Origin of the sequence: Streptomyces sp. NPDC001714 (assembly GCF_042892755.1) — a bacterium.
Classification (GTDB): Bacteria; Actinomycetota; Actinomycetes; order Streptomycetales; family Streptomycetaceae; genus Streptomyces.
Genome location: NZ_JBIAUL010000007.1, coordinates 455,036 through 476,091, shown reverse-complemented (window position 1 = coordinate 476,091; position 21,056 = coordinate 455,036). Strand labels below are relative to the sequence as shown.

The following is a 21,056-nucleotide window of genomic DNA, read 5'->3' as shown; positions in this document are numbered from 1 at the left end:
GAGGGCGGCCGCGTCGGCAGCGGCGACCTCGGCAGCGGGCAGGGCGGGGTGGCGCGATGTGCGTGCTGACGTACGCGCACTGCCTGCGCGCCCTGGCCCCCCACCCGCCGTCCCGGATGCGACGAAGACCTGCCGACCTCCCGGCCACGACCTGAGAGACCGTGACCGCCGGGCCAACGAGAGGAAAGCCTCCCGTGCCTGCCAACCGCTCAACGCTCCTTCGCCGCGGCATAGCCGCGCTCGCCGCGCTCCCCCTGCTCACGCTCGCCGCCTGCGGTTACGGGTCGGACTCCGACAAGAGCGACACCACCAAGGTCGCCGCCGGGTCCAAGAAGATCGACGGCCTCGACACCGTCAAGATCGGCTACTTCGGCAACCTGACCCACGCGACCGCGCTGGTCGGCAACCAGAAGGGCTTCTTCCAGAAGGAGCTCGGCGCCACCAAGGCCAAGTACGCCATCTTCAACGCGGGCCCGTCCGAGATCGAGGCACTCAACTCGGGCTCCATCGACATCGGCTGGATCGGCCCCTCCCCGGCGATCAACGGCTACACCAAGTCCAACGGCACCGACCTGAAGATCATCGGCGGTTCGGCGTCCGGCGGCGTGAAGCTGGTCGTCAACCCGAAGAAGATCAAGTCGCTGGCGGACGTCAAGGGCAAGAAGATCGCGACCCCGCAGCTGGGCAACACGCAGGACGTGGCGTTCCTCAACTGGGTCGCCGACCAGGGCTGGAAGGTCGACGCGCAGAGCGGCAAGGGTGACGTCACGGTCGTCCGCACCGACAACAAGATCACCCCGGACGCCTTCAAGGCCGGTTCGATCGACGGCGCCTGGGTGCCGGAGCCGACCGCGTCCAAGCTGGTCGCCGAGGGCGGCAAGGTCCTGCTCGACGAGTCCTCGCTGTGGCCCGACAAGAAGTTCGTGATCACGAACATCATCGTGTCGCAGAAGTTCCTGAAGGAGCACCCGAAGGTCGTCGAGGCGGTCCTCAAGGGCTCGGTCGAGACCAACAAGTGGATCAACGCCAACCCGGACGCGGCGAAGGCCTCCGCCAACAAGCAGCTGGCGATCGACTCCGGCAAGGCACTGCCCGACGACGTCCTGAACTCGGCCTGGTCGTCCATCAAGTTCACCGACGACCCGCTGGCCTCCACCCTCAACACCGAGGCCCAGCACGCCGTCAAGGCCGGTCTGCTCACCGACCCGCTGCTGAAGAACATCTACGACCTGACGATCCTCAACAAGGTGCTGAAGGCCGACGGCCAGAGCACGGTCGACGCCGCCGGTCTCGGCAGCAACTGACGCCGGTCCCGACGAGATCCCAGGAGGTGACGACCATGGCCACGACCACGACACTCGCCAAGGCCGGCGAGTCGGTCGAGTACGCGGCACGCCTTGAGCATGTCTCGAAGTCCTTCGCGACTCCGGGCGGGCAGCAGCTCGTCCTGGACGACATCACCCTCGATGTCGCGCCGGGCGAGTTCGTCACCCTCCTGGGAGCCTCGGGCTGCGGCAAGTCCACGCTGCTGAACCTGGTGGCGGGGCTCGACAAGCCCACCGCGGGCTCCATCGCGACGGACGGGCGGCCCGCCCTGATGTTCCAGGAGCACGCCCTCTTCCCGTGGCTGACCGCGGGCAAGAACATCGAACTCGCCCTGAAGCTCAGGGGGGTTCCCAAGAACGACCGCCGGGACAAGGCGGAGGAACTGCTCGAACTGGTCCGGCTGAAGGGCGCGTACGGCAAGCGCGTCCACGAGCTGTCCGGTGGTATGCGCCAGCGGGCGGCGCTGGCCCGCTCGCTCGCCCAGGAGAGCAGACTCCTGCTGATGGACGAGCCGTTCTCGGCCCTGGACGCCATCACCCGGGACGTGCTGCACGACGAGCTGACCCGGATCTGGCAGGAGACCGGTGTGTCCGTCCTGTTCGTCACGCACAACGTGCGCGAGGCGGTGCGGCTCGCCCAGCGGGTGATCCTGCTGTCGTCCCGGCCGGGCCGGATCGCCCGCGAGTGGGAGGTCGGCATCCCGCAGCCGCGCCGCATCGAGGACGCGCCCGTGGCCGAACTGTCCCTTGAGATCACCGATGTACTGCGTGGGGAGATCCGCCGCCATGGCCAGCACTGAGACGACGCCGGCCAAGGACGCCGGAAGCGTCGAGGCCGGCCTCGACGCCCTGGAGACGACGGCCACCAGCCGCCCGACCCTCCGCCAGACCTTCACCAGCAAGATCCTGCCCCCGATCATCGCGCTCGCCGTGGTCCTCGTGGTCTGGACGCTCCTCGTCCCGGTCGTCGACGACCCGTCCAAGCTGCCCTCGCCGACGGCGGTGGGCGACGCGTTCAAGGACGCCTGGCTCAAGGGCGACCTGCTCGGCTACATCTGGACCAGCGTCAGCCGCGGCCTGCTCGGCTTCCTCTTCGCGCTCGTCATCGGCACCCCGCTGGGGCTGCTGGTGGCGCGGGTGAGGTTCGTGCGCGCGGCGATCGGCCCGATCCTGTCCGGCCTCCAGTCGCTGCCGTCGGTGGCGTGGGTGCCGCCGGCCGTGATCTGGCTGGGCCTGAACAACTCGATGATGTACGCCGTGATCCTGCTCGGCGCGGTCCCCTCCATAGCCAACGGCCTGGTGTCCGGCGTCGACCAGGTGCCGCCGCTGTTCCTGCGGGCCGGGCGCACCATGGGCGCGACCGGCGTCAAGGGCATCTGGCACGTCGTGCTGCCGGCCGCCATGCCCGGCTATGTGGCGGGGCTGAAGCAGGGCTGGGCGTTCTCCTGGCGCTCGCTGATGGCGGCGGAGATCATCGCGAGCTTCCCCGACCTCGGCGTGGGCCTCGGCCAGCTCCTGGAGAACGCCCGCACCGCCAGCGACATGGCCATGGTGTTCGAGGCCATCATCCTGATCCTGTTCGTCGGCATCGCGATCGACCTGCTGATCTTCAGCCCGCTGGAGCGGTGGGTGCTGCGCAGCCGCGGCCTGCTGGTGAAGAGCTGAGGTCCATGCGTACGAAGCCCGTTCTCCTCGTCATCGCCCACGGCAGCCGCGATCCGCGGCACGCCGCGACCGTGCACGCCCTGGTACGCCGGGTACGGTCGCTGCGGCCCGGGCTGCGCGTGGAGACGGGCTTCCTGGACTTCAACATCCCGTCCGTGCAAGGGGTGCTGGAGTCCCTGGCGGCGGAGGGCGTCCGTGACGTCGTGGCCCTGCCGCTGCTGCTGACCCGCGCCTTCCACGCGAAGGCGGACATCCCGGCGGTACTGCGGGACGCGCCGCCCCAGCTGCGGATCCGGCAGGCGGAGGTGCTGGGCCCGTCGCCGCTGCTCCTGTCGGCCCTGGAACGGCGGCTGTACGAGGCGGGGCTGACCCCCGCCGACAAGTCCTCGACCGGGGTCGTCCTGGCCTCGGCGGGGTCCTCCGACCCGGAGGCGATCGCGGTGATCGCACATCTCGCGCGGGAGTGGCGGCACACCGGTTGGTGCGCCGTGCGGCCCGCGTTCGCCTCCGCGGCCCTCCCCCGCACCGAGGACGCGGTACGCGAGCTCCGGGAACTGGGCTGCGCCCGGGTCGCGGTGGCCCCGTACGTCCTCGCCCCCGGCTTCCTGCCCGACCGGATCGCGCGGGGCGCGGCGGAGGCGGACGTCCTGGCCGAGGTCCTCGGTCCGGCGCCGGAGGTGGCGCGGGTGCTGCTGGAGCGGTACGACGCGGCGCGCACCCCGGCCCTGGCGGCCGTGGGGGCCTGAGCGACGGGCTCGGTGTTCGCGGTCCGGCGCTCCCCTGTCCGTCGGACCGCGAACAAGCCGGCCCGCGGCGGGCTCTCGCGAGCGTCGCACCGTGACCGGCACATACTTCTGCGTCGCGCCCGGCGAACGTGTCACACCAGGGCCTTTACCGGTTCGGATTCCCAACGACTTGTCCCCATTGGGCAGTTGATCAGACGGTTGCGGCCTCCTCGGCGAGGCGGGCGAGTTCCCCGACCGGCATCGAGCCGGGCGCCCGGCGCTCGCGTGCGAAGGTGTTGGCGAGCTGCTGCAGGAGGTCGTTGAGCGGGGTCGGCACGCCGTGCAGGCGGCCCAGCAGCCCGATCTCGCCGTTGAGGTAGTCGGCCTCGATGGTTCCGGTGCCGCGGCTGAGGGACTGCCACGAGGAGCCACCGCCGCGCGGTGCGCCGGCCAGCGGAACCAGGTCCACCTTGTGGCCGCGTACCTTCTTCTGCTCCTCGACGCTCGCGTACGCGATCCCGGCGGCGTCGAGCACGGCCTCACCCTCGGCGCGCACTCTCGCGAACAGCGTCGCGGCCTCGTCGTCGGCGATGGGCCCGGCGACCGCCTCCAGCGCGTTGCCGAGGTTGGAGAGCAGCTTGGCGTACTGCCAGCGCGCCACGTCGGGCACGACCGGCGCCTCGAAGTACGACTTCTCGAGGTCGGCGGCGACCAGCCGGGCGGTCCCGTCGACACCGTGCGGGTGGCGGCCCAGGTGCAGCATGCCGGTGAGCGGGGCACCGCCCGCGGAGACGACGCCGGGTTCGACGTAGGTCGACGGCAGCCAGACGCAGACGCCGTACACGTGCCGGAAGACCCGCAGGGCAAGACGCTGGCCCTCCACGCCGTTCTGGGCGCAGAACAGGGGCAGCCGCCGCGCCGCCGTGCCACCGCCCGCGACCGGCGCCGGTCCCCAGGTGTGCAGGGCGGAGACGGTGTCCTGTGTCTTGACGGCGAGCAGGAGTATGTCGTCCGCCCGCAGCTCGCCCAGCTCCGCGGGCCCGGTGACGGCCTGCAGCCGGTGCGTGTAGTCGCCGTCCGGCACCTTCAGCCGCAGCCCGGCGTCCCGCAGCGCCGCGTGGTGCGCACCCCGTGCCACCAGGACGACCTCGTGTCCCGCGCCGGCCAGCCGCCCGCCGACGGCACCGCCGACGGCCCCTGCTCCGATGATGATGTAGCGCATGGGACGAGCCTCGCACAGGCGTCGGCCCCGCCCCCGGGGCAGGGGCACTGCGGCGGGCGGTCACGCTCCCGGGGTCGTCAACTCCACCAGTTTGACCACCGTGTTCCAGTTCCGGGTCGTGGCGATCAGCCCCTTGTTGACCCGGGGGCGGGACAGCGCCTCGGCGAGCTTGGAGCGGCCGAGGCCGTCCGGGGCGTACAGGTAGAGCACGCGGTCGCCGAGACGGAACTCCTCCGGGAGGTGGACGGCCGGATCGATGTCCGCGTAGCGCTCCGCGGTCACCGGCTCGGAGAAGTAGGTGGCGTGCAGTTGCCTGCCCGCCAGTTCGGCGGCCGGGAACGGGCAGTTCTCCACGACCGCCTTCAGGTAGGCGTGGTCGCGGACGAGTACGTCGACGGAGAACCCGAACCGCTCCTCGATCGCCCCGGTCAGCTCGGCCGCCAGGGAGCCGGCGTCCCCGTGGGCGGAGGCGAAGGCCGCCTGCCCGCTCTGCAGGTAGGTCTGGACGGAGTCGTACCCCAGCCCGGTCATCAGCGCGCGCAGTTCGGCCATCGGGAGCTTCTTGTTGCCGCCCACGTTGATCCCGCGCAGCAGCGCCGCATACGTCGTCATTCGAACACCTTAGAACGGCCGTCGTGCCCCGTGGGGGTTGGCACGACGGCCGCGCCGGGCAAGCCGGGCTGCCCGAAACTCTGGCCGATCGGACCGGTCCGGATCAACTCCTACACGCACCTGTGACTTGTTCAACAAGGTTTCGTAATCACAAAGAGGATCCTCGTCGTCGGAAGGGACGTCCCTGATCATCACCCCCGAGATGGGTGGATAGATGTAAGGGCCCGACATCCTCCTCGGCGACGAGTGGCGGCCGCCGGACTTCACCGGGCAGCACGAGGAGTCGGTCTTATCGGGCCCATACCTTCGAATCGAACGAAGGAAGTCGTGAAGACATCGTGGCGGCCGGGGCCGTCACCGCACACGAGGGGGATGTCCGTCATGGATCCCGTCATGGGGAACGGAGAGAGGCGGGTGCGGGGGCTGGCCGCCCGGGCCGGCGGCTGGAGCGCCCGGCACCGCTGGGCCGCCGTCGGCATATGGGTGCTGTTCGTCGTCCTGGCGATGGGGCTCGGCTCTGCGGCCGGCCGGGTCGACGTCGACGAGAGCGACCAGCTCAAGGGCGAGACCCATACCGCCGCGAAGATCATCGACGACGCCGGCATCAAGGAACCCGCGAGCGAGACGGTCCTGATCCAGGCCAAGGACCCGTCGGTCAAGGCCACGGACGCCGCGTTCAAGGCCGCCGTCACGGATGTCGTGAAGGCCGTCGACGGCACCGGCAAGGTCACGGGGATCACCTCGCCGTACACCACCGGGACGATCTCGAAGGACGGCCGCAGCGCGCTGGTCCAGTTCGACATGCGGGGCGAAGCCGAGACCGCCGGCGACCGGGTCGAGCCGGTGCTGGACGCGGTGGCCGGGGTGCAGAAGGCGCACGGCACGCTGCGGATCGAGGAGATCGGCGGCGCCAGTATGAACAAGCAGTACGACGACGCCTTCGGCAAGGACTTCCAGCGGGCCGAGTACTCCGCCGTGCCGGTGGCCTTCGGCATCCTGCTGATCGCGTTCGGCGCGCTGGTGGCGGCGTTGCTGCCGGTAGGTCTGGCCATCACCGCGATCATGGCGACGATGGGCCTGATGGGCCTGGTCAGCCATCTGCAGCCGATGAGCGACACCGCCAACTCCGTGATGCTGCTGGTCGGCATGGCCGTCGGCGTCGACTACTGCCTGTTCTACCTGCGCCGGGAGCGCGAGGAGCGGGAGGCCGGCCGGGGCGCGGACGCCGCGCTCCGGATCGCCGCCGCCACCAGCGGCCGGGCGATCATCGTCTCCGGTGTCACGGTGTGCGTGGCGATGGCGGGCATGCTGTTCACCGGCCTCGCCGAGTTCGAGGCGATGGGCCTCGCCTCCCTGATGGTCGTCGCGGTCGCCATGGTCGGCTCCGTGACCGTCCTGCCCGCGCTGCTCTCCCTGCTGGGACAGCGGGTGGAGAAGGGTCGTATACCGTTCCTGCGCCGCCGCAAGCGGGCCCACGGCCCCGCCGAGAGCCGCTTCTGGACCGCCGTGCTGCGGGGCGTCCTCGCCAGGCCGCTGGTCTCCGTGGTCGTCGCGGTCGGCGCGCTGCTCGCGGTCGCCGCTCCCGCCCTCGGCATGAAGACCTCGCAGCTCACCCTGGACCAGGAGTTCGGGAACTCGCTGCCGATCGTGCAGACCTACGACCGCGTCAACCAGGCCTTCCCGGGCGGCTCCGAGCCGGCCGAGGTGGTCGTCAGGGCGAAGGACATCAACGCCCCCGAGGTCAGGCAGGCGCTGACCGACTTCAAGGAGCGGGCGATCAGCTCGGGCGCCTCGCGCGGCCCGGTCGACATCAAGCTGCACGACGCCCAGAACGTCGCCCTGATCACCGTGCCGCTGGTCGGCGGCTCCGACCTGGACAAGGCCGGCAAGAGCCTGCAGAAGCTGCGCGACGAGGTACGGCCGGCCACACTCGGCAAGGTCGACGGCCTGCAGGCGCCCATCACCGGAAACGTCGCGGGCAACCAGGACTTCAACGACCAGCTGCTCGGCTCGGTCGTCCCGGTCTTCGCCTTCGTGGTGGTCTTCGCCTTCCTCCTGATGCTGCTGTCGTTCCGCTCGCTGACGGTCGCGGTCACCTCGATCCTCCTCAACCTGCTCTCGGTGGGCGCCGCCTACGGCATCCTCGTCGCCGTCTTCCAGCACGGCTGGGGGGCCTCGCTGGTGGGCGCGGAGGGGGTCGGCGCGATCGTCACCTGGCTGCCGCTGTTCCTCTTCGTGATCCTGTTCGGACTGTCCATGGACTACCACGTGTTCGTGGTCTCCCGGATCCGCGAGGCCCGGCTGCGCGGCCGGTCCACCAGGGACGCGATCCAGCACGGCGTGGTCACCACGGCCGGGGTCGTCACCAGCGCGGCCGTCATCATGGTCGCCGTGTTCGCGATCTTCGGCACCCTGTCCATGCAGTCCATGAAGCAGATGGGCGTGGGCCTGGCGGCCGCGGTCCTCATCGACGCGACCGTCATCCGGGGCGTCCTGCTCCCGGCGGTGATGGCCCTGCTCGGCGAACGGAACTGGTACCTGCCCAGCTGGCTGCGGTGGCTGCCGGACCTGACGCACGACGAGTCGCCGGAGGCCGGTGCGCCGGTGGCGCGGGGCGAGCAGGAGCGACTGCCGGTCTGAGCCGTGCGGCCACACGTGCCGCAACACCCTTCGACACAGGGTCCGTCGGTCTCCGGGGGAGCCGACGGGCCCTGTCCCCTTGTGCGCCTCAGCGCTGGTAGCGGGCCAGCACCAGGTCGCCGTCCTGCTCCAGGCGCCGGCGGAGTTCGCCGAGGCCGATGGCCCCGCTGTAGTACTCCTGGAGGGCCGGGGTGGCCACCTTGTCCTTCCACTCGGGGTAGCCGCGGACCGTCTGGGCGGGGGCCGGGCTGAGGTGTCCGGCCAGGGCGGTGCCGGTGGCCCAGCCGTACTTCGCGGTGTGCAGGGCGGGGTCCTCGAGGGCCTGGGTGCCGGTGGGCAGCATCCAGTCGCCGAGGGCGAGCCGGACCATGTTCTTCGGCCGCAGCAGGAAGTCGATGAACTCGGCGGCCTCCTTCTTGTGGGGGCTGTCCGCGGCGATGGACAGCGTCTGCGGGCTGACGCCCTGGGCGAGGCCGTCGGCACCGGCCGGGGCGGGCAGCACCTCCCAGTCGAAGCCCTCGGGCGCCTGCTGGACGATCTGCTGACGTTGAAGTGTTCTCCCTCGCGAACGAGGAAGACTCCTGCCTACCTTGCGGCGGCGGGCTTGACGCCACGGGGACGCCTGACGACTGCCCTCCCGGCAGCCGGGATGAGCGCGTGGCCCATCCGGTACAGGTGCAGGATGTTCCGGGCTGCGTTCCAGTCGGCGTTGCCCGACCACCCGCAGTCGGGGTTTTTACACACGAACGTGGCCTGCTCTTCCCGACTGCCTGGTGTGGTGAAACCACAGGCCGAGCAGCACAGGGAGGTGCCGGGGGCGGGGACCCTGTGCAGGGTGCCTCCGTGGCGGGCGGTCTTGTACGTCAGCATCGTCACGGTGCGGCCCCATGCCTCCTGGCTGATGGAGCGGTTTAGGCCGGACTTCTGCGCGACGTTCCTACCGGGTTCCTCGATGGTGCCCCTGGCGGACTTGACCATGTTCTTGATGGTGAGCTGTTCGACCACGACAGTGCCGTACCGCTTGGCAATGCTGGTAGTGGTCTTGTGCTGCCAGTCAACGGCGCGGCGCGTGGCTGTTGCGCGGAGCCGCTTGATCTGGTCGTAGGTGTGCCGCAGGCGGCGGGAGGCCTTCTCCCCGCGCTTGCGGTGGTGCTGACGCCTGGCGGCGCGTTGTTCCAGGCCAAGCAGTTTGGCCTTCTCCCGCGGGTTCAGCCACTTGTCCCGGTCGGCTGTCCCGTCGGGGAGGCGGGGCGGGCGTCCGTGGTCCTGGTGGTCGCCGTCGGAGAGAGCGAGGGGCAGGTTCACCCCGGCATCGATGCCGACCTCGGTTCCCTGGTGGGGCTCGGGCCCTGCTTCGAGGGTCTGGACGCGGAAGGCGATGTGCCAGCCGAGCTCGTCCTTGACCAGCCGCGCCCCGCTGATCCGGTTCTCCTTGTCGGCACGCTTGCCCACGGGAAGGTCCTTGGTCCAGCGGAACCGGACCCGGCCGATCTCGGGGATGGTGACCATGCCCCAGCGGCGGTGCACGCGGGTGATGTTCAAGTCTCGCCCCTGCGGGATGTCCACGGACATCACCGTGCGGATGCGGGCCTTGAAGTTCGGCGCGTCGGCGCGGCCGTCCCAGCAGTTCTTCCATGCCTGGAAGTACGTCTTCAGTACGGCTTGCGCGGCCTGGGCGGGGAGGACGGCGAGCCAGTCGATCTCGCTTCGGGCCTGGCGGATCGCCGTGTCCGCGGCAGCCAGAGAACGCTTGTCCTTGGGCAGCATCGTCCACCAGTCGTGCAGCAGGTTCCACAGGGTGCGGGCCGCGTGCGCCTGGTCGTCCATGAGCCGGATCTGCGCAGGGGTCAGCGCGAGTCGGGCACGATGCCCATGCTGACCAGGTGCGAGGAGATCATGCGGGAGGTCTGCCAGGACTTCGAGGCCGAGCTGAAGCAGTTCAACGGCGAAGAGGACCACGTGCACCTCCTGGTGCACTATCCGCCCAAGGTCCAGCTCTCCAGACTGGTCAACTCCCTCAAGGGCGTCTCCTCCCGCTACCTGCGCAAGGAGTACGACGCGCACGTACGCCGGTACCTGCGGGGCGGACATTTCTGGTCCGGCTCGTACTTCGCCGGAAGCTGCGGCGGAGCACCGCTGACCGTCGTACGCCAGTACATCGAGAACCAGCAGCGCCCCGTATGACCTGACCAAGGCCAACGGCGCAGATCCTCGTCCAAAAGCCGTAGGCAGAGCAATATTGAGATGCCCTTCACCTCCGCCGTGAACGGGAGAACCCTGCGCAAGGCCAAAGGTAGATGCCGTCGCCGAAGGTCGCCGTCTGCCAACTTCGCTGCGATACGCCCGTCAAGGCACCGCGCACCCGGTCCGGCCTCCGCGGATGCGAGACTGACGGCCGGATGGCGAGAAGACGACGCCGTGTGCACCCGCACAGCGGCGGGCGCGCGGGCGCCGGGAACGGACACGGAGGCGGGCGATGGACGAGGCAAGGGCGCGGGACGTACTGGCCGCGGCGGGTGTGCTGCCCGGTGCGGCGGCCGGCGCCGCGCTCCTGGCCCTGGGCGAGAACGCGGTGTTCGCCGCCGGGGACCTGGTGGTGAAGGTCGGCCGGGACGCCGAGCTCCTCGACCGGGCCCGCCGGGAGCTGGAGATCGCCGCGTGGCTGGCGGAGGCGGACGTGCCGGCCGTACGCGCCGCCGAGCCGAAGGCGCTCCTCGTCGAAGGCCACCCGGTGACGGTGTGGCACCGGCTGCCGGATCCGGCGCGGCCGGCCGAGCCGCGGGATCTGGCCGAACTGCTGCGGATCGTGCACGCCCTGCCCTCTCCTCCCTTCGCGTTGCCGCCCCGCGAGCTGCTGGACGGTGTGGAGCGCTGGCTGCGGCTGGCCGGCGGGGCGATCGACCCCGCCGACGCGGCGTACCTCCGGGAGCGCCGGGACGGTTTCGCCGCGGCCGCGGCCGCGCTGACGCCCCACCTGACACCGGGGCCGATCCACGGGGACGCGCTCCCCCGCAATGTGCACGTCGGCCCGGACGGCCCGGTCCTGGTCGACCTGGAGACCTTCTCCTCGGACCTGCGCGAGCACGACCTGGTGGTGATGGCACTGTCCCGGGACAGGTACGGGATGCCGGCCGACGCCTACGACTCGTTCGTCACGGCCTACGGGTGGGACGTACGCGAGTGGGAGGGCTGCGGTGTACTGCGCGGCGCCCGGGAGACGGCCAGCTGCGCATGGGTCGCCCAGCACGCCCCGAGCAACCCGAAGGCCCTGGCGGAATTCGAGCGCCGGGTGGCGTCGCTACGGGAGGGCGACGAGTCGGTGCGGTGGTATCCCTTCTGAACCCCAGCGCCCCTTCAGGGGCGCTGGGGGTACCCCCGGCCGAAGGCTGGGGGAGGAGCTGCGCGCTCAGCCCCCACCGGCCCGCGGCACACGAACCACGTGACCAGCCCGGCACTCAGACGGCGTCGGCCAGCTCCCGCAACGGCCATGCCCCGTCCACCACCGCGTCGGCCTCCCCCTTGCGCCGCAAGAACTGCTGGAAGTCCGCAGCCCACTCCGCGTACCACTCCACCTGGCGCCGGTGCAGCTCCGCCGGACCCAGCGCCGCGATCTTCGGGTGGCGCTCGGCTATCGCACCGGCCAGGCGCGCCGCGGCGAGGGCGTCGGCCGAGGCGTTGTGGGCCGCGGCGAGGGTGATGCCGTACTCGGCGCAGACCGCTTCCAGGTTCCGCTTGCCGCGGCGGTAGCGGTCGACCCAGCGGTCGATGGTGTACGGGTCGACGACCGGCGCCGGGTCGAGGCCGCCGAGGCGGTCGGCGAGGGACGGGAGTCCGTGCCGGCGAAGTTCCGCCGAGAGCAGGGTGAGGTCGAAGGTCGCGTTGTAGGCGACGACCGGGACACCGGTTTTCCAGTAGCCGGTGAGGACGTCCGCGAGGGCGTCGGCGACCTGGTCGGCCGGTCTGCCCTCCGCCGCCGCCCGCTCGTTGCTGATGCCGTGCACCGCCACCGCGCCGGCCGGGATCTCCACGCCCGGATCCGCCAGCCACTCGCGGCGGCCCAGTTCCTGCCCGGCCCTGACCTCGATCACGGCCCCCGTGACGATCCGTGCCTCGCGCGGATCCGTACCCGTCGTCTCCAGGTCGAAGCCGATCAGGAGCTCCTGGTGCCAGCCCATCGGCGGCCCCCCTTCTTGGTGGTGCTTTCCCCCAGTGGTCTCCACCCTCGCATGCGCCACTGACAATCAGACGACCGCGTTCCGCTTACCGGCGCGTCAGCGTCGCACACGCACGTCAGGACACCGGGCGCGAATCCGCCCAAGCCGTCTCGAACTCTTCGCGGTACGTCGGGAAGAGGCCCGTTTCCACGGCATCGTCCGACTTGACCACCTTGCCGCCGTTGCGGAGCACCAGCACGGGTGACTCCATACCGCGCGCCCCACGCAGATAGGACTGGATGATCGCGACGCCGTCGGCGCCGTCGCCGTCCACCAGGTAGGCGGAGAAGCGGGGGGTGTCGTCGTACACCTGGATCTCGAAGGCACCCGGGTCGCGCAGCCGGGAGCGGACCCGGCGCATGTGGAGGATGTTCATCTCGACCGAGCGGGCCAGTTCGCTCCGTTTCATCCCGAGTTCGCGTTCGCGGCGCTTGACCGCGCTGGAGGCGGGGTTGAGGAAGAGGAGGCGCACCCGGCAGCCGGTCTCGGCGAGGCGGACCAGGCGGCGGCCGGAGAAGTTCTGCACGAGCAGGTTGAGACCGATGCCGATGGCGTCCAGGCGGCGGGCGCCGCCGAAGAGGTCCTCGGCCGGGAACTGGCGCATGAGGCGGACCCGGTCGGGGTGGACGGCCACGACGTCCGCGTAGCGGTCGCCGACCAGGTCCTCCACGGCGTCGACCGGCAGCCGGCGCGCCGAGGGCACGTCGCCGCCCGCGCCGAGCATCTCCAGGAGCCGGGCGGAGGCGCGTTCGGCCTGGTCGAGGACGGCCCCGGACAGCGCCCGGTTGCGGGAGACGACGTTGCGGGTCACCTCCAGCTCGTCCAGGGCGAGTTCGACGTCCCGGCGCTCGTCGAAGTACGGCTCGAAGCACGGCCAGTGCTGCACCATCAGCTCGCGCAGCTGGGGCAGGGTGAGGAAGCTGAGCACGTTGTCGTCGGCGGGGTCGAGCAGGTACCCCTTGCGGCGGCTGACCTCGCGGACCGCGACCGCCCGCTGGACCCACTCCTGGCCGGCCGGACCGGCCGCGGCGACCACCCACTCGTCGCCGTGGACGGGTTCGTAGATGGGCCGCAGCACGGCGGCCACGACCGCGCGCATCCGCTGCTCGACGAGGTTCAGCCAGATGTAGGCCCGGCCGGCCCGCTGGGCGCGCGTACGCACCTCCAGCCAGGCGTCGGCGTCCCACTCCAGCTCCGGCCCGATGGAGCCCGTGGCGTCCATCGGCCGGGCCAGGGACACCGCGCCGGGCGGGACGTCTGTGGAGTTCCCCTCGTGACCCTCGTCACCAGGGGGCAGCTCCAGGCCTCCCGAGCCCACCCGTGCACCGCCTTCCGCTCCCCCGAGCTCTCCCTGTGCCAACGATCAAGGAAGGGTACTCCGGGAGTGGTCGGCGGTGCAGCCGGATGGACAGGTCGTTTCTCAACTACCGTTTCCGGGCTGTCCGTTCTGATCAGCAAGGTCCGCCGGAGTGAGCGGATTCATAGCGGTGACGTCGCGCGGGGCGATGGAGAAGCCCTGCCAGTGGACCGGCATCGGCTGCTGGTCCTCGTCGCGCGCGATGTGGTGGAAGCCGACGTTCACCCAGACCACGGGGTTGGTGAGGGTCTGCCCGTTGACGAACTTGTCGACCGTCTTGGGGTGACCGGTCGCGCAGCCCGGGTTGTTGCTGGCGAACTGCTCGCACTTGTCGTACTGGGTGAAGTAGACGTCGTGCGAGGTGAACGCGTGGCCCGGGTACGTGTTGCTGGCGCCCCGGACGATCTCGTACGAGCGCGCGTGCCCGTCCTTGTTCTTGCCGGCCGTGCTGACCACCCGCCACCACCGCATGTTCTTGGCGTCACCGGCGAGTTCCTTGGTGACGTCGGTGCGGGTGGTCTTGTTGGTGGGCGCCTCCTGGCCGTGCACGGGTGCGCTGACCGCCGAGTCGTACTGTTCGATACGGCTCTTGGAGGAGCCGTCGAGGTCGAAGTCGAGCTTCCAGAAGACGTTGTGCGCGTGGCTGGTGGCGTAGGCGTGGGCGCCCTTGCCGATCGGCCAGCCGCGGCCGTCCCCGGCGTCGTAGTCGCCCGGCGAGAGGCTGCCGGTGGCGCCGACGTTCATGTTGATCATGCCGTCGTCCTGGAACCGCCACTCGGTCATGTACTCGTACCAGCCGACCTTGTTGACGGTGTAGACCAGCAGGTCCTTGCCCTGCTCCTGGTACACCCGGTTGCCGGTGTCGGCCTGCATCCGGTACGCGTGGCCGCGCGAACGGGTGGTGGTGCACAGGCCGTTGACGTTCGGGTGGGCCGGGTCCCAGGCGTCGGGGACCTTGACGGTCTTGATGGTGCCGCCGGGGCACTCGGCCGAGGCGAGCGGCACCAGGCCCTGGGCGAAGCCGAAGCCGGTCAGGTCGTCGTACTCGACGCTGCCGTCGTCGTAGGGGACGTCGATCTGGGCCAGGCGGGCGCTGGAGAGCACCTTGATGGGGGCCGACTCGCCCTTGGGCTGGTAGGAGATGTGCTCCAGGACCAGTCCGGCCTTGCTGTCGTAGCGCCAGCACATCCGCCAGGTGGTGCCGGTGGAGAGCTTCTGCTCGATGCGGTAGGCCGCGGAGCAGTCGGCGGCGGCCGCGGCGGCCCGCTTCGGCTGGGCGACGGCGGGTCCGGCCGCGGTGGTGGCACCGGCGGCCAGCGCGGCCACCGACAGGCCCACGGCGGCCGTCCTGCGGGCATGGCTGATTCTGGGCGCGCGCGTGCTCGCGCGCAGGTTCACGTGCATGACGAAGTGACTCCTGGTACGGGAGATGCAGGGCGGAAAGGTGAACCGAGGAGCCGGCTCAGCGGCCGAGCTTCACGACCTTGCGCGCGCTCAGGTCGACGATGAGCGACCTGGCGTCGATCCAGGGCCCGTTCTTCACCTTCGGGAAGAGCCGCACACAGCGGTGTTCGCCGCACTTGTCGAGCGCGGCGGGCTGGGCGCCCGGAGTGGCGCGGTAGACCGCGCTGTTGAGCAGCAGCTGCTGTTCCGGGTCGGTCAGCTCGGTACCGGTGGCGTCCTTGAAGTCCGCCTTCAGGCCGGCGCCGAGCGGGTCGGCGACGAGCAGTTTGAGCGCCTCGACGTTCTCGTCGTGGCTGAGCGGCGGCTGGACGCCCGTACGACTGGTGGTCTGCTCGACCTTGCCGGTGTCCAGGTTGACGGTCCGGGTGACCAGGGTGTCGTCCCGGTAGTCGTAGAACGTCACGTCCGCGCGGCGCGGCGCGTTCGAGCTGTCCAGTTCGTTCGCGTCCGGCTCGGCGAGATCGACGCTGAGCCGCTCCGGGCCGCGCCGGCCCTCGACGTTCTCCCCGGCGCTGAACATCTGCTTGGTCAGAGCGAGTTGTTCGACGCGCTTGGTCTCGTCGTCGGTCAGCGGGTCGCTGCCCGTGCCCTTCTTCCCCTCGGCCGGCGCCTGTTCCACCACACCCGGCTTGACGGCGTCCTGTCCCCGGCCCGCCTGCTGCGCGGCGACCGCGCCGTTCCCGTCGCTCCCTCCCGACTCGTTCGCCCCTGCCGTGCCCGGCAGGGTGATCCCGACCATCACGGCGGTCCCCGCCACCGCCAGTCCCGCACCGGCCACCACCTTGCCCAGATGGCGGTGCACTATATTGCGCACATCTTCCCCCTACTCCCCCTTGGTCACAGGGAGTACGTGATTGCCCCACTGGTTCGGCACACAGCGCCACATGGGCCGCTGTGTGCACTGGTCGCGGGGTAAGAGGGGTGTAAGTCACATGGGGTTCCATGACTTTCGGGCAGACTCATGACCAAGGCGCCCCCGGGCGCGGGACACACCTGGAAGAGTCGACTTCATGCAGGTCTGGCCTGGAGAGGCATATCCGCTCGGCGCCACGTACGACGGCGCCGGGACCAACTTCGCGGTCTTCACCGAGGCCGCGGACCGAGTGGAGCTGTGTCTGCTGCACGACGACGGCTCCGAGACGGCGGTGGAACTGCGGGAGAGCGACGCCTTCGTACGGCACGCGTACCTGCCGGGCGTGATGCCCGGGCAGCGGTACGGCTTCCGGGTGCACGGCCCGTACGACCCCGGGCGCGGGCAGCGCTGCAACTCGGCGAAACTGCTGCTCGACCCGTACGCGAAGGCGGTCAGCGGGTCGGTGCGCTGGGGCGAGGAGGTGTACGGCTACCACTTCGGCGACCCCGACAAGCGCAACGACCTGGACTCGGCGCCGCACACCATGACGTCGGTGGTGATCAACCCGTACTTCGACTGGGGCGACGACCGGCGGCCGCGCACCGAGTACCACCACACCGTGATCTACGAGGCCCATGTGAAGGGCCTGACCATGCGCCACCCGGGCCTGCCGGAGGAGCTGCGCGGCACCTACGCGGGCCTGGCCCACCCGGCCGTCATCGAGCACCTGACGGCGCTGGGCGTCACGGCCCTGGAGCTGATGCCGGTCCACCAGTTCGTGAACGACCACCGGCTGGTGGACATGGGCCTGAACAACTACTGGGGCTACAACACCATCGGTTTCTTCGCCCCGCACAACGCGTACGCCTCCTGGGGCGACCGCGGCCAGCAGGTCCTGGAGTTCAAGTCGGCGGTCCGAGCGCTGCACGAGGCCGGCATCGAGGTGATCCTCGACGTGGTCTACAACCACACCGCCGAGGGCAACCACCTCGGCCCGACCCTGTCCTTCCGCGGCCTGGACAACCAGTCGTACTACCGCCTGACGGACGACCCCCGCTACTACATGGACACCACGGGCACCGGCAACTCGCTGCTGATGCGGTCCCCGCACGTCCTCCAGATGATCATGGACTCGCTGCGCTACTGGGTCACCGAGATGCACGTCGACGGCTTCCGCTTCGACCTCGCGGCGACCCTGGCGAGGCAGTTCCACGAGGTGGACCGCCTTTCGTCGTTCTTCGACCTGGTGCAGCAGGACCCGGTCGTCTCCCAGGTGAAGCTGATCGCCGAGCCCTGGGACGTCGGCGAGGGCGGCTACCAGGTGGGCAACTTCCCGCCGCTGTGGACCGAGTGGAACGGCAAGTACCGGGACACCGTGCGTGACCTGTGGCGCGGCGAGCCGCGCGCACTGGCCGAGTTCGCGTCCCGGCTGACCGGCTCCTCCGACCTCTACCAGGACGACGGCCGCCGCCCGCTGGCCTCCATCAACTTCGTCACCTGCCACGACGGCTTCACACTGCACGACCTGGTGTCGTACAACGACAAGCACAACCAGGCCAACGGCGAGGACAACCGGGACGGCGAGAGCTACAACCGGTCCTGGAACTGCGGGGTCGAGGGCCACACCGACGATCCCGCCGTCCTCGAGCTGCGCGAGCGGCAGATGCGGAACTTCATCGCCACGCTGATGCTGTCCCAGGGCGTGCCGATGATCAGCCACGGTGACGAGTTCGCCCGCACCCAGCAGGGCAACAACAACGCGTACTGCCAGGACAACGAGCTGTCCTGGGTGGACTGGCCGGCTCCCGAGGACGACAGCGAGCTGCTCACCTTCACGCGCGCGATGGCGCGGCTGCGCAAGGAGCACCCGGTCTTCCGGCGCCGCCGCTTCTTCCACGGCCGCCCGGTGGAGGGCACCCACGACGAGCTCTCCGACATCGCCTGGTTCACCCCGGAGGGCCATGAGATGGCCCAGCGGGACTGGGACTCGGCCCAGGCGTCGGCCCTCACGGTGTTCCTCAACGGGAACGCGATCTCGGAACCCGGCACGCGGGGGCAGCGGATCGCCGACGACTCGTTCCTGCTGATGTTCAACGCGTCACCGGATCCGCTGGAGTTCGTGGTGCCGGTGAATCACGGCCGGCAGTGGGAGGTGGTGGTCGACACGGCGCATGCCGAGGGGGTACCGCCGGGGCCGAAGGTCGATGCGGGGGCACGGCTGACTCTGGTGGGCCGGAGCCTGGCCGTGTTGAAGAGGCCGGCGTAGGGACGCGTGCTCCGACGGGCCGGTGCGCACGTGCGGGCCGGTGGGGGCTGGGCGCGCAGTTCCTCCCCCAGCGCCCCTTCGGGCGCGGGTACCGCACCCGGTGACACAGAAGCCGACCAGACGGGTACATACGTCCGCATGACAGCCGAGCGAACTGCCCCCACCGTCCCGACGGCCACCTACCGACTCCAGCTCCAGCCCGGCTTCCCCTTCTCGGCGGCGTCTTCTGCCGTGCCGTACCTGGCCTCGCTCGGCGTCTCCCACCTTCACCTCTCCCCTGTCCTGGAGGCCGTCCCGGGCTCCACACACGGCTACGACGTCGTCGACCACGCGCGGGTGCGCGAGGAACTCGGCGGCGAGGAGGGGCTGCGGGCGCTGTCGCGCACCGCGCGGGACCACGGTCTCGGCCTCGTCGTGGACATCGTGCCCAACCACATGGCGATGTCCCCCCGGCACAACCACGCCCTGTGGGAGGTGCTCCGGGAGGGCCCGAAGTCGCCCTACGCCCGCTGGTTCGACATCGACTGGGAGGCGCAGGGCGGGCAGCTGCTGGTGCCGGTGCTGGGCGGCCCGGTCGGCGAGGTGCTCGGGCAGCTGGTGGTCGACGGGGACGTGCTGCGCTACCACGAGCACGCCTTCCCGCTCCGCGACGGCACCGCGGACCTGCCGTTGCCGGAGCTGCTGGACGCCCAGTGGTACCGCCCGGTGTGGTGGCGGCTGGCCCGTACCGAGCTGAACTACCGGCGGTTCTTCAGCATCTCGGAGCTGATCGGCGTGCGGGTCGAGGACCCGGAGGTGTTCGAGGCCACCCATGCCAAGATCCTTCAGCTGCTGCGCGAGGGCGTGGTGGACGGGCTGCGCGTCGACCATCCCGACGGCCTCGCAGACCCCGACGGCTATCTCGCCCGGCTGCACGAGGCGACCGGTGGGCGCTGGACGGTCGTGGAGAAGATCCTGGCGGACGGCGAGCGCCTGCCGGCCGGCTGGGCGGTCGCGGGGACCACCGGGTACGACGCCCTGCGGCACGTGGACGGCCTGTTCACGGACCCCGCGGGCGCCGGTGAACTGCTCGGCCGGTACCGGAGGTTCGCGGCCCCGCAGACGGACCGGGGCGGCGACTGGGCGGCCACGGCGCGGCGGGCGGCGTACAAGGTGATCACGCACGAGCTGGCGGCCGAGACGGACCGGCTGACGCGGGCGGCCACGCGCGTGTGCGCGACGTCGCCGGATCCCGCGCTGCGCGACCGGGCGCCCTGGGCGCTGCGCACCGCGCTGCAGGAGCTGCTGGTGCGGATGCGGGTGTACCGGCCGTACGCCTCCGGTGACGTGGCCGCCGTGGTCACCGCGGAGGCCGCCGAGGAGGCCCGGCTGGCCTTCGTGGTGCCCGCGGAGAGCGGCGCGGTGGACGTGGTGCGCGGGCTGCTGCTGACGGGGGACGGGCCGGGGGTCGTAGAGTTCCGGACGCGGTTCGCGCAGACCGCCTCGGCACTGCGGGCCAAGTCCGTGGAGGACACGGCGTTCTACCGCTATGTGCCGCTGCTGTCGGCGACCGAGGTGGGCGGGGACCCGGGCAGCCCGGGCGTCTCGCCCGACGCCTTCCACGCGTACTGCGCGCGCGTGCAGCGCGACTGGCCGCTCACCGGGACGGTGGTGACGACCCACGACACCAAGCGCAGCGCCGACGTGCGGGCCGCGCTCGCGGTGCTGACGGAGTGTCCGGAGCGCTGGGCCGACGTGCTGGCCGAGGTGACCCGGGACGGGGAGGGGGTGCCGGACGCGCAGCTGGCCTGGGCGGCCTGGCAGACGGTGTTCGGGCTCGGCCCGGCGGACCCGGAGCGGGTGCGGGGGGCGCTGGTGAAGCACGTGCGGGAGGCGGGCCTGTACACGAGCTGGACGGAGCAGGAGCCGCCGTACGAGGAGGCGGTGGTCTCGTTCGTCGCGGCGGGGCCGTGCGGGGCGCCGGGAGAGCGCGTGGCCGCCTTCCGGGACTCACTGGCGGCGCACGTCCGGGCGAACGTGCTGGGCACGGCCCTGGTCCATCTGACGATGCCGGGGGTGCCGGACGTCTACCAGGGCACGGAGGGCGAGTACCGGGCGCTGGTGGACCCGGACAACCGGCGGCCGGTCTCCTTCCCGCCGGAACACCCGGGCGAGAAGGACGCCATGACCGCGGCGGCGCTGCGACTGCGGACGCGGCGACCGGACGTCTTCGGCGACACGGCGACGTACGCGCCGCTGACCGCGGCGGGGCCGGCCGCGGCGCACTGTCTGGCCTTCGCGCGTTCCGGGGAGGTGGTCACGGCGGTGACCCGGCTGTCGCTGCGGCTGGCCGCGGCGGGCGGCTGGCGGGACACGGTCCTGCCGCTGCCTCCTGGGCGGTGGGCCGACGTGCTGGCGCCGGGGCGGGAGTTCACGGGGCACGCGCGCGTGGGCGAGCTCTTCGAGGGGCTGCCGGTGGCACTGCTGGAGCGAGTGGGCGACGAGGGCTGACGGGAGCTGACGTCAGAATTCACTCGTACGAGTGAATATGTGGCTGATCCGTCGGTTTGCTGAAACTCGCCGGGCGCGGACCGCGTCGGTTATCGGCGCGCGGAGCGGTTCCGCGCCCCGTAGTGGCTTCGCACCCCCGTCCGCGCCAACAGCCCCACCGGCCGACGGCACATGCCTCTGGGCGCCCCCTGGAGCCTCCCCCGGGAGGTTCTTGACAGTTCAC

The 21,056-nt window shown here is 71.0% G+C and carries 16 protein-coding genes and 1 pseudogene; 9 read left to right on the top strand and 8 right to left on the bottom strand.

Annotation, left to right across the window (positions count from 1 at the left end; genetic code table 11):
• Window positions 1-194 precede the first annotated feature (194 nt).
• Genes ACFY0P_RS21395 through ACFY0P_RS21380 form a run of 4 tightly spaced genes read left to right on the top strand, consistent with a single transcriptional unit; the run spans window position 195 to window position 3,736 of the window.
• Window positions 195-1,304 carry an aliphatic sulfonate ABC transporter substrate-binding protein gene (locus ACFY0P_RS21395; protein WP_388915155.1) on the top strand — a complete coding sequence of 370 codons (1,110 nt, stop codon included), beginning with the start codon at window positions 195-197 and terminating at the stop codon, window positions 1,302-1,304.
• A 35-nt stretch (window positions 1,305-1,339) separates the two neighbouring features.
• Entirely contained in the window at window positions 1,340-2,125 is a 786-nt protein-coding gene (locus tag ACFY0P_RS21390; RefSeq protein ID WP_388915152.1) for an ABC transporter ATP-binding protein, read from the top strand.
• Entirely contained in the window at window positions 2,112-2,990 is an 879-nt protein-coding gene (locus tag ACFY0P_RS21385; RefSeq protein WP_388915149.1) for an ABC transporter permease, read from the top strand. Before ACFY0P_RS21390 ends, ACFY0P_RS21385 begins: the two co-directional genes overlap by 14 nt.
• Before the next feature lie 5 nt (window positions 2,991-2,995).
• Window positions 2,996-3,736, top strand: a complete 741-nt coding sequence (locus tag ACFY0P_RS21380; protein ID WP_388915147.1) for a sirohydrochlorin chelatase — start codon at window positions 2,996-2,998, stop codon at window positions 3,734-3,736.
• Window positions 3,737-3,926: 190 nt separating this feature from the next.
• Here the strand turns inward: ACFY0P_RS21380 and ACFY0P_RS21375 are convergent, their stop codons facing one another.
• A complete protein-coding gene (locus ACFY0P_RS21375) occupies window positions 3,927-4,937 on the bottom strand; it encodes a ketopantoate reductase family protein (RefSeq protein ID WP_388915145.1) in 1,011 nt (336 codons plus the stop codon).
• Window positions 4,938-4,997: 60 nt separating this feature from the next.
• Complete coding sequence (locus ACFY0P_RS21370) at window positions 4,998-5,549, bottom strand: DUF1697 domain-containing protein (protein WP_388915143.1); 552 nt, start codon at window positions 5,547-5,549, stop codon at window positions 4,998-5,000.
• Between the two features lie 393 nt (window positions 5,550-5,942).
• Here ACFY0P_RS21370 and ACFY0P_RS21365 point away from each other — a divergent pair, with 393 nt between their 5' ends.
• Window positions 5,943-8,189, top strand: coding sequence for an MMPL family transporter (locus ACFY0P_RS21365; protein WP_388915140.1), 2,247 nt, complete (start codon window positions 5,943-5,945; stop codon window positions 8,187-8,189).
• A gap of 88 nt (window positions 8,190-8,277) precedes the next feature.
• On the opposite strand, the pseudogene ACFY0P_RS21360 reads toward ACFY0P_RS21365, so the two are convergent.
• Window positions 8,278-8,736, bottom strand: a pseudogene (locus ACFY0P_RS21360) (extracellular solute-binding protein); the annotation flags it as partial.
• Between the two features lie 38 nt (window positions 8,737-8,774).
• Window positions 8,775-10,016: an RNA-guided endonuclease InsQ/TnpB family protein gene (locus tag ACFY0P_RS21355; RefSeq protein ID WP_388915137.1), complete on the bottom strand. Its 1,242-nt coding sequence runs from the start codon at window positions 10,014-10,016 to the stop codon at window positions 8,775-8,777.
• Between ACFY0P_RS21355 and tnpA the strand changes: the two genes are divergently transcribed.
• Both tnpA and ACFY0P_RS21345 read left to right on the top strand, forming a co-directional pair.
• A complete protein-coding gene (gene tnpA / locus ACFY0P_RS21350) occupies window positions 10,005-10,373 on the top strand; it encodes an IS200/IS605 family transposase (protein ID WP_388915403.1) in 369 nt (122 codons plus the stop codon). The genes ACFY0P_RS21355 and tnpA overlap by 12 nt on opposite strands.
• A 292-nt stretch (window positions 10,374-10,665) precedes the next feature.
• Window positions 10,666-11,529: a phosphotransferase enzyme family protein gene (locus ACFY0P_RS21345; RefSeq protein WP_388915134.1), complete on the top strand. Its 864-nt coding sequence runs from the start codon at window positions 10,666-10,668 to the stop codon at window positions 11,527-11,529.
• Window positions 11,530-11,644: 115 nt separating this feature from the next.
• Here ACFY0P_RS21345 and ACFY0P_RS21340 read toward each other — a convergent pair whose 3' ends face one another.
• From ACFY0P_RS21340 to ACFY0P_RS21325, 4 genes are all read right to left on the bottom strand, one after another.
• The gene (locus ACFY0P_RS21340) at window positions 11,645-12,364 is read right to left on the bottom strand and encodes a 3'-5' exonuclease (protein WP_388915131.1); all 720 of its coding nucleotides are present in this window, start codon (window positions 12,362-12,364) and stop codon (window positions 11,645-11,647) included.
• Window positions 12,365-12,479: 115 nt separating this feature from the next.
• Window positions 12,480-13,721, bottom strand: coding sequence for an SAV2148 family HEPN domain-containing protein (locus ACFY0P_RS21335; protein WP_388915129.1), 1,242 nt, complete (start codon window positions 13,719-13,721; stop codon window positions 12,480-12,482).
• Between the two features lie 102 nt (window positions 13,722-13,823).
• Complete coding sequence (locus ACFY0P_RS21330; RefSeq protein WP_388915126.1) at window positions 13,824-15,164, bottom strand: copper amine oxidase; 1,341 nt, start codon at window positions 15,162-15,164, stop codon at window positions 13,824-13,826.
• 58 nt (window positions 15,165-15,222) lie between these two features.
• Complete coding sequence (locus ACFY0P_RS21325) at window positions 15,223-16,038, bottom strand: Tat pathway signal sequence domain protein (protein WP_388915123.1); 816 nt, start codon at window positions 16,036-16,038, stop codon at window positions 15,223-15,225.
• A gap of 196 nt (window positions 16,039-16,234) precedes the next feature.
• Between ACFY0P_RS21325 and glgX the strand changes: the two genes are divergently transcribed.
• Both glgX and treY read left to right on the top strand, forming a co-directional pair.
• Window positions 16,235-18,343: a glycogen debranching protein GlgX gene (glgX, locus tag ACFY0P_RS21320; RefSeq protein ID WP_388915119.1), complete on the top strand. Its 2,109-nt coding sequence runs from the start codon at window positions 16,235-16,237 to the stop codon at window positions 18,341-18,343.
• Between the two features lie 138 nt (window positions 18,344-18,481).
• Entirely contained in the window at window positions 18,482-20,833 is a 2,352-nt protein-coding gene (gene treY, locus ACFY0P_RS21315; RefSeq protein WP_388915116.1) for a malto-oligosyltrehalose synthase, read from the top strand.
• Window positions 20,834-21,056: the final 223 nt, after the last annotated feature.

What these genes read in the sequence shown, in the direction of transcription:
- ACFY0P_RS21375 (WP_388915145.1), bottom strand. Translation starts at nt 4,937, where the DNA reads ATGCGCTACATCATCATCGGAGCAGGGGCCGTCGGCGGTGCCGTCGGC.
- ACFY0P_RS21355 (WP_388915137.1), bottom strand. Translation starts at nt 10,016, where the DNA reads ATGGACGACCAGGCGCACGCGGCCCGCACCCTGTGGAACCTGCTGCAC.
- ACFY0P_RS21370 (WP_388915143.1), bottom strand. Translation starts at nt 5,549, where the DNA reads ATGACGACGTATGCGGCGCTGCTGCGCGGGATCAACGTGGGCGGCAAC.
- ACFY0P_RS21385 (WP_388915149.1), top strand. Translation starts at nt 2,112, where the DNA reads ATGGCCAGCACTGAGACGACGCCGGCCAAGGACGCCGGAAGCGTCGAG.
- ACFY0P_RS21390 (WP_388915152.1), top strand. Translation starts at nt 1,340, where the DNA reads ATGGCCACGACCACGACACTCGCCAAGGCCGGCGAGTCGGTCGAGTAC.
- ACFY0P_RS21345 (WP_388915134.1), top strand. Translation starts at nt 10,666, where the DNA reads ATGGACGAGGCAAGGGCGCGGGACGTACTGGCCGCGGCGGGTGTGCTG.
- glgX (WP_388915119.1), top strand. Translation starts at nt 16,235, where the DNA reads ATGCAGGTCTGGCCTGGAGAGGCATATCCGCTCGGCGCCACGTACGAC.
- ACFY0P_RS21365 (WP_388915140.1), top strand. Translation starts at nt 5,943, where the DNA reads ATGGGGAACGGAGAGAGGCGGGTGCGGGGGCTGGCCGCCCGGGCCGGC.
- treY (WP_388915116.1), top strand. Translation starts at nt 18,482, where the DNA reads ATGACAGCCGAGCGAACTGCCCCCACCGTCCCGACGGCCACCTACCGA.
- ACFY0P_RS21380 (WP_388915147.1), top strand. Translation starts at nt 2,996, where the DNA reads ATGCGTACGAAGCCCGTTCTCCTCGTCATCGCCCACGGCAGCCGCGAT.
- ACFY0P_RS21330 (WP_388915126.1), bottom strand. Translation starts at nt 15,164, where the DNA reads ATGCACGTGAACCTGCGCGCGAGCACGCGCGCGCCCAGAATCAGCCAT.
- ACFY0P_RS21340 (WP_388915131.1), bottom strand. Translation starts at nt 12,364, where the DNA reads ATGGGCTGGCACCAGGAGCTCCTGATCGGCTTCGACCTGGAGACGACG.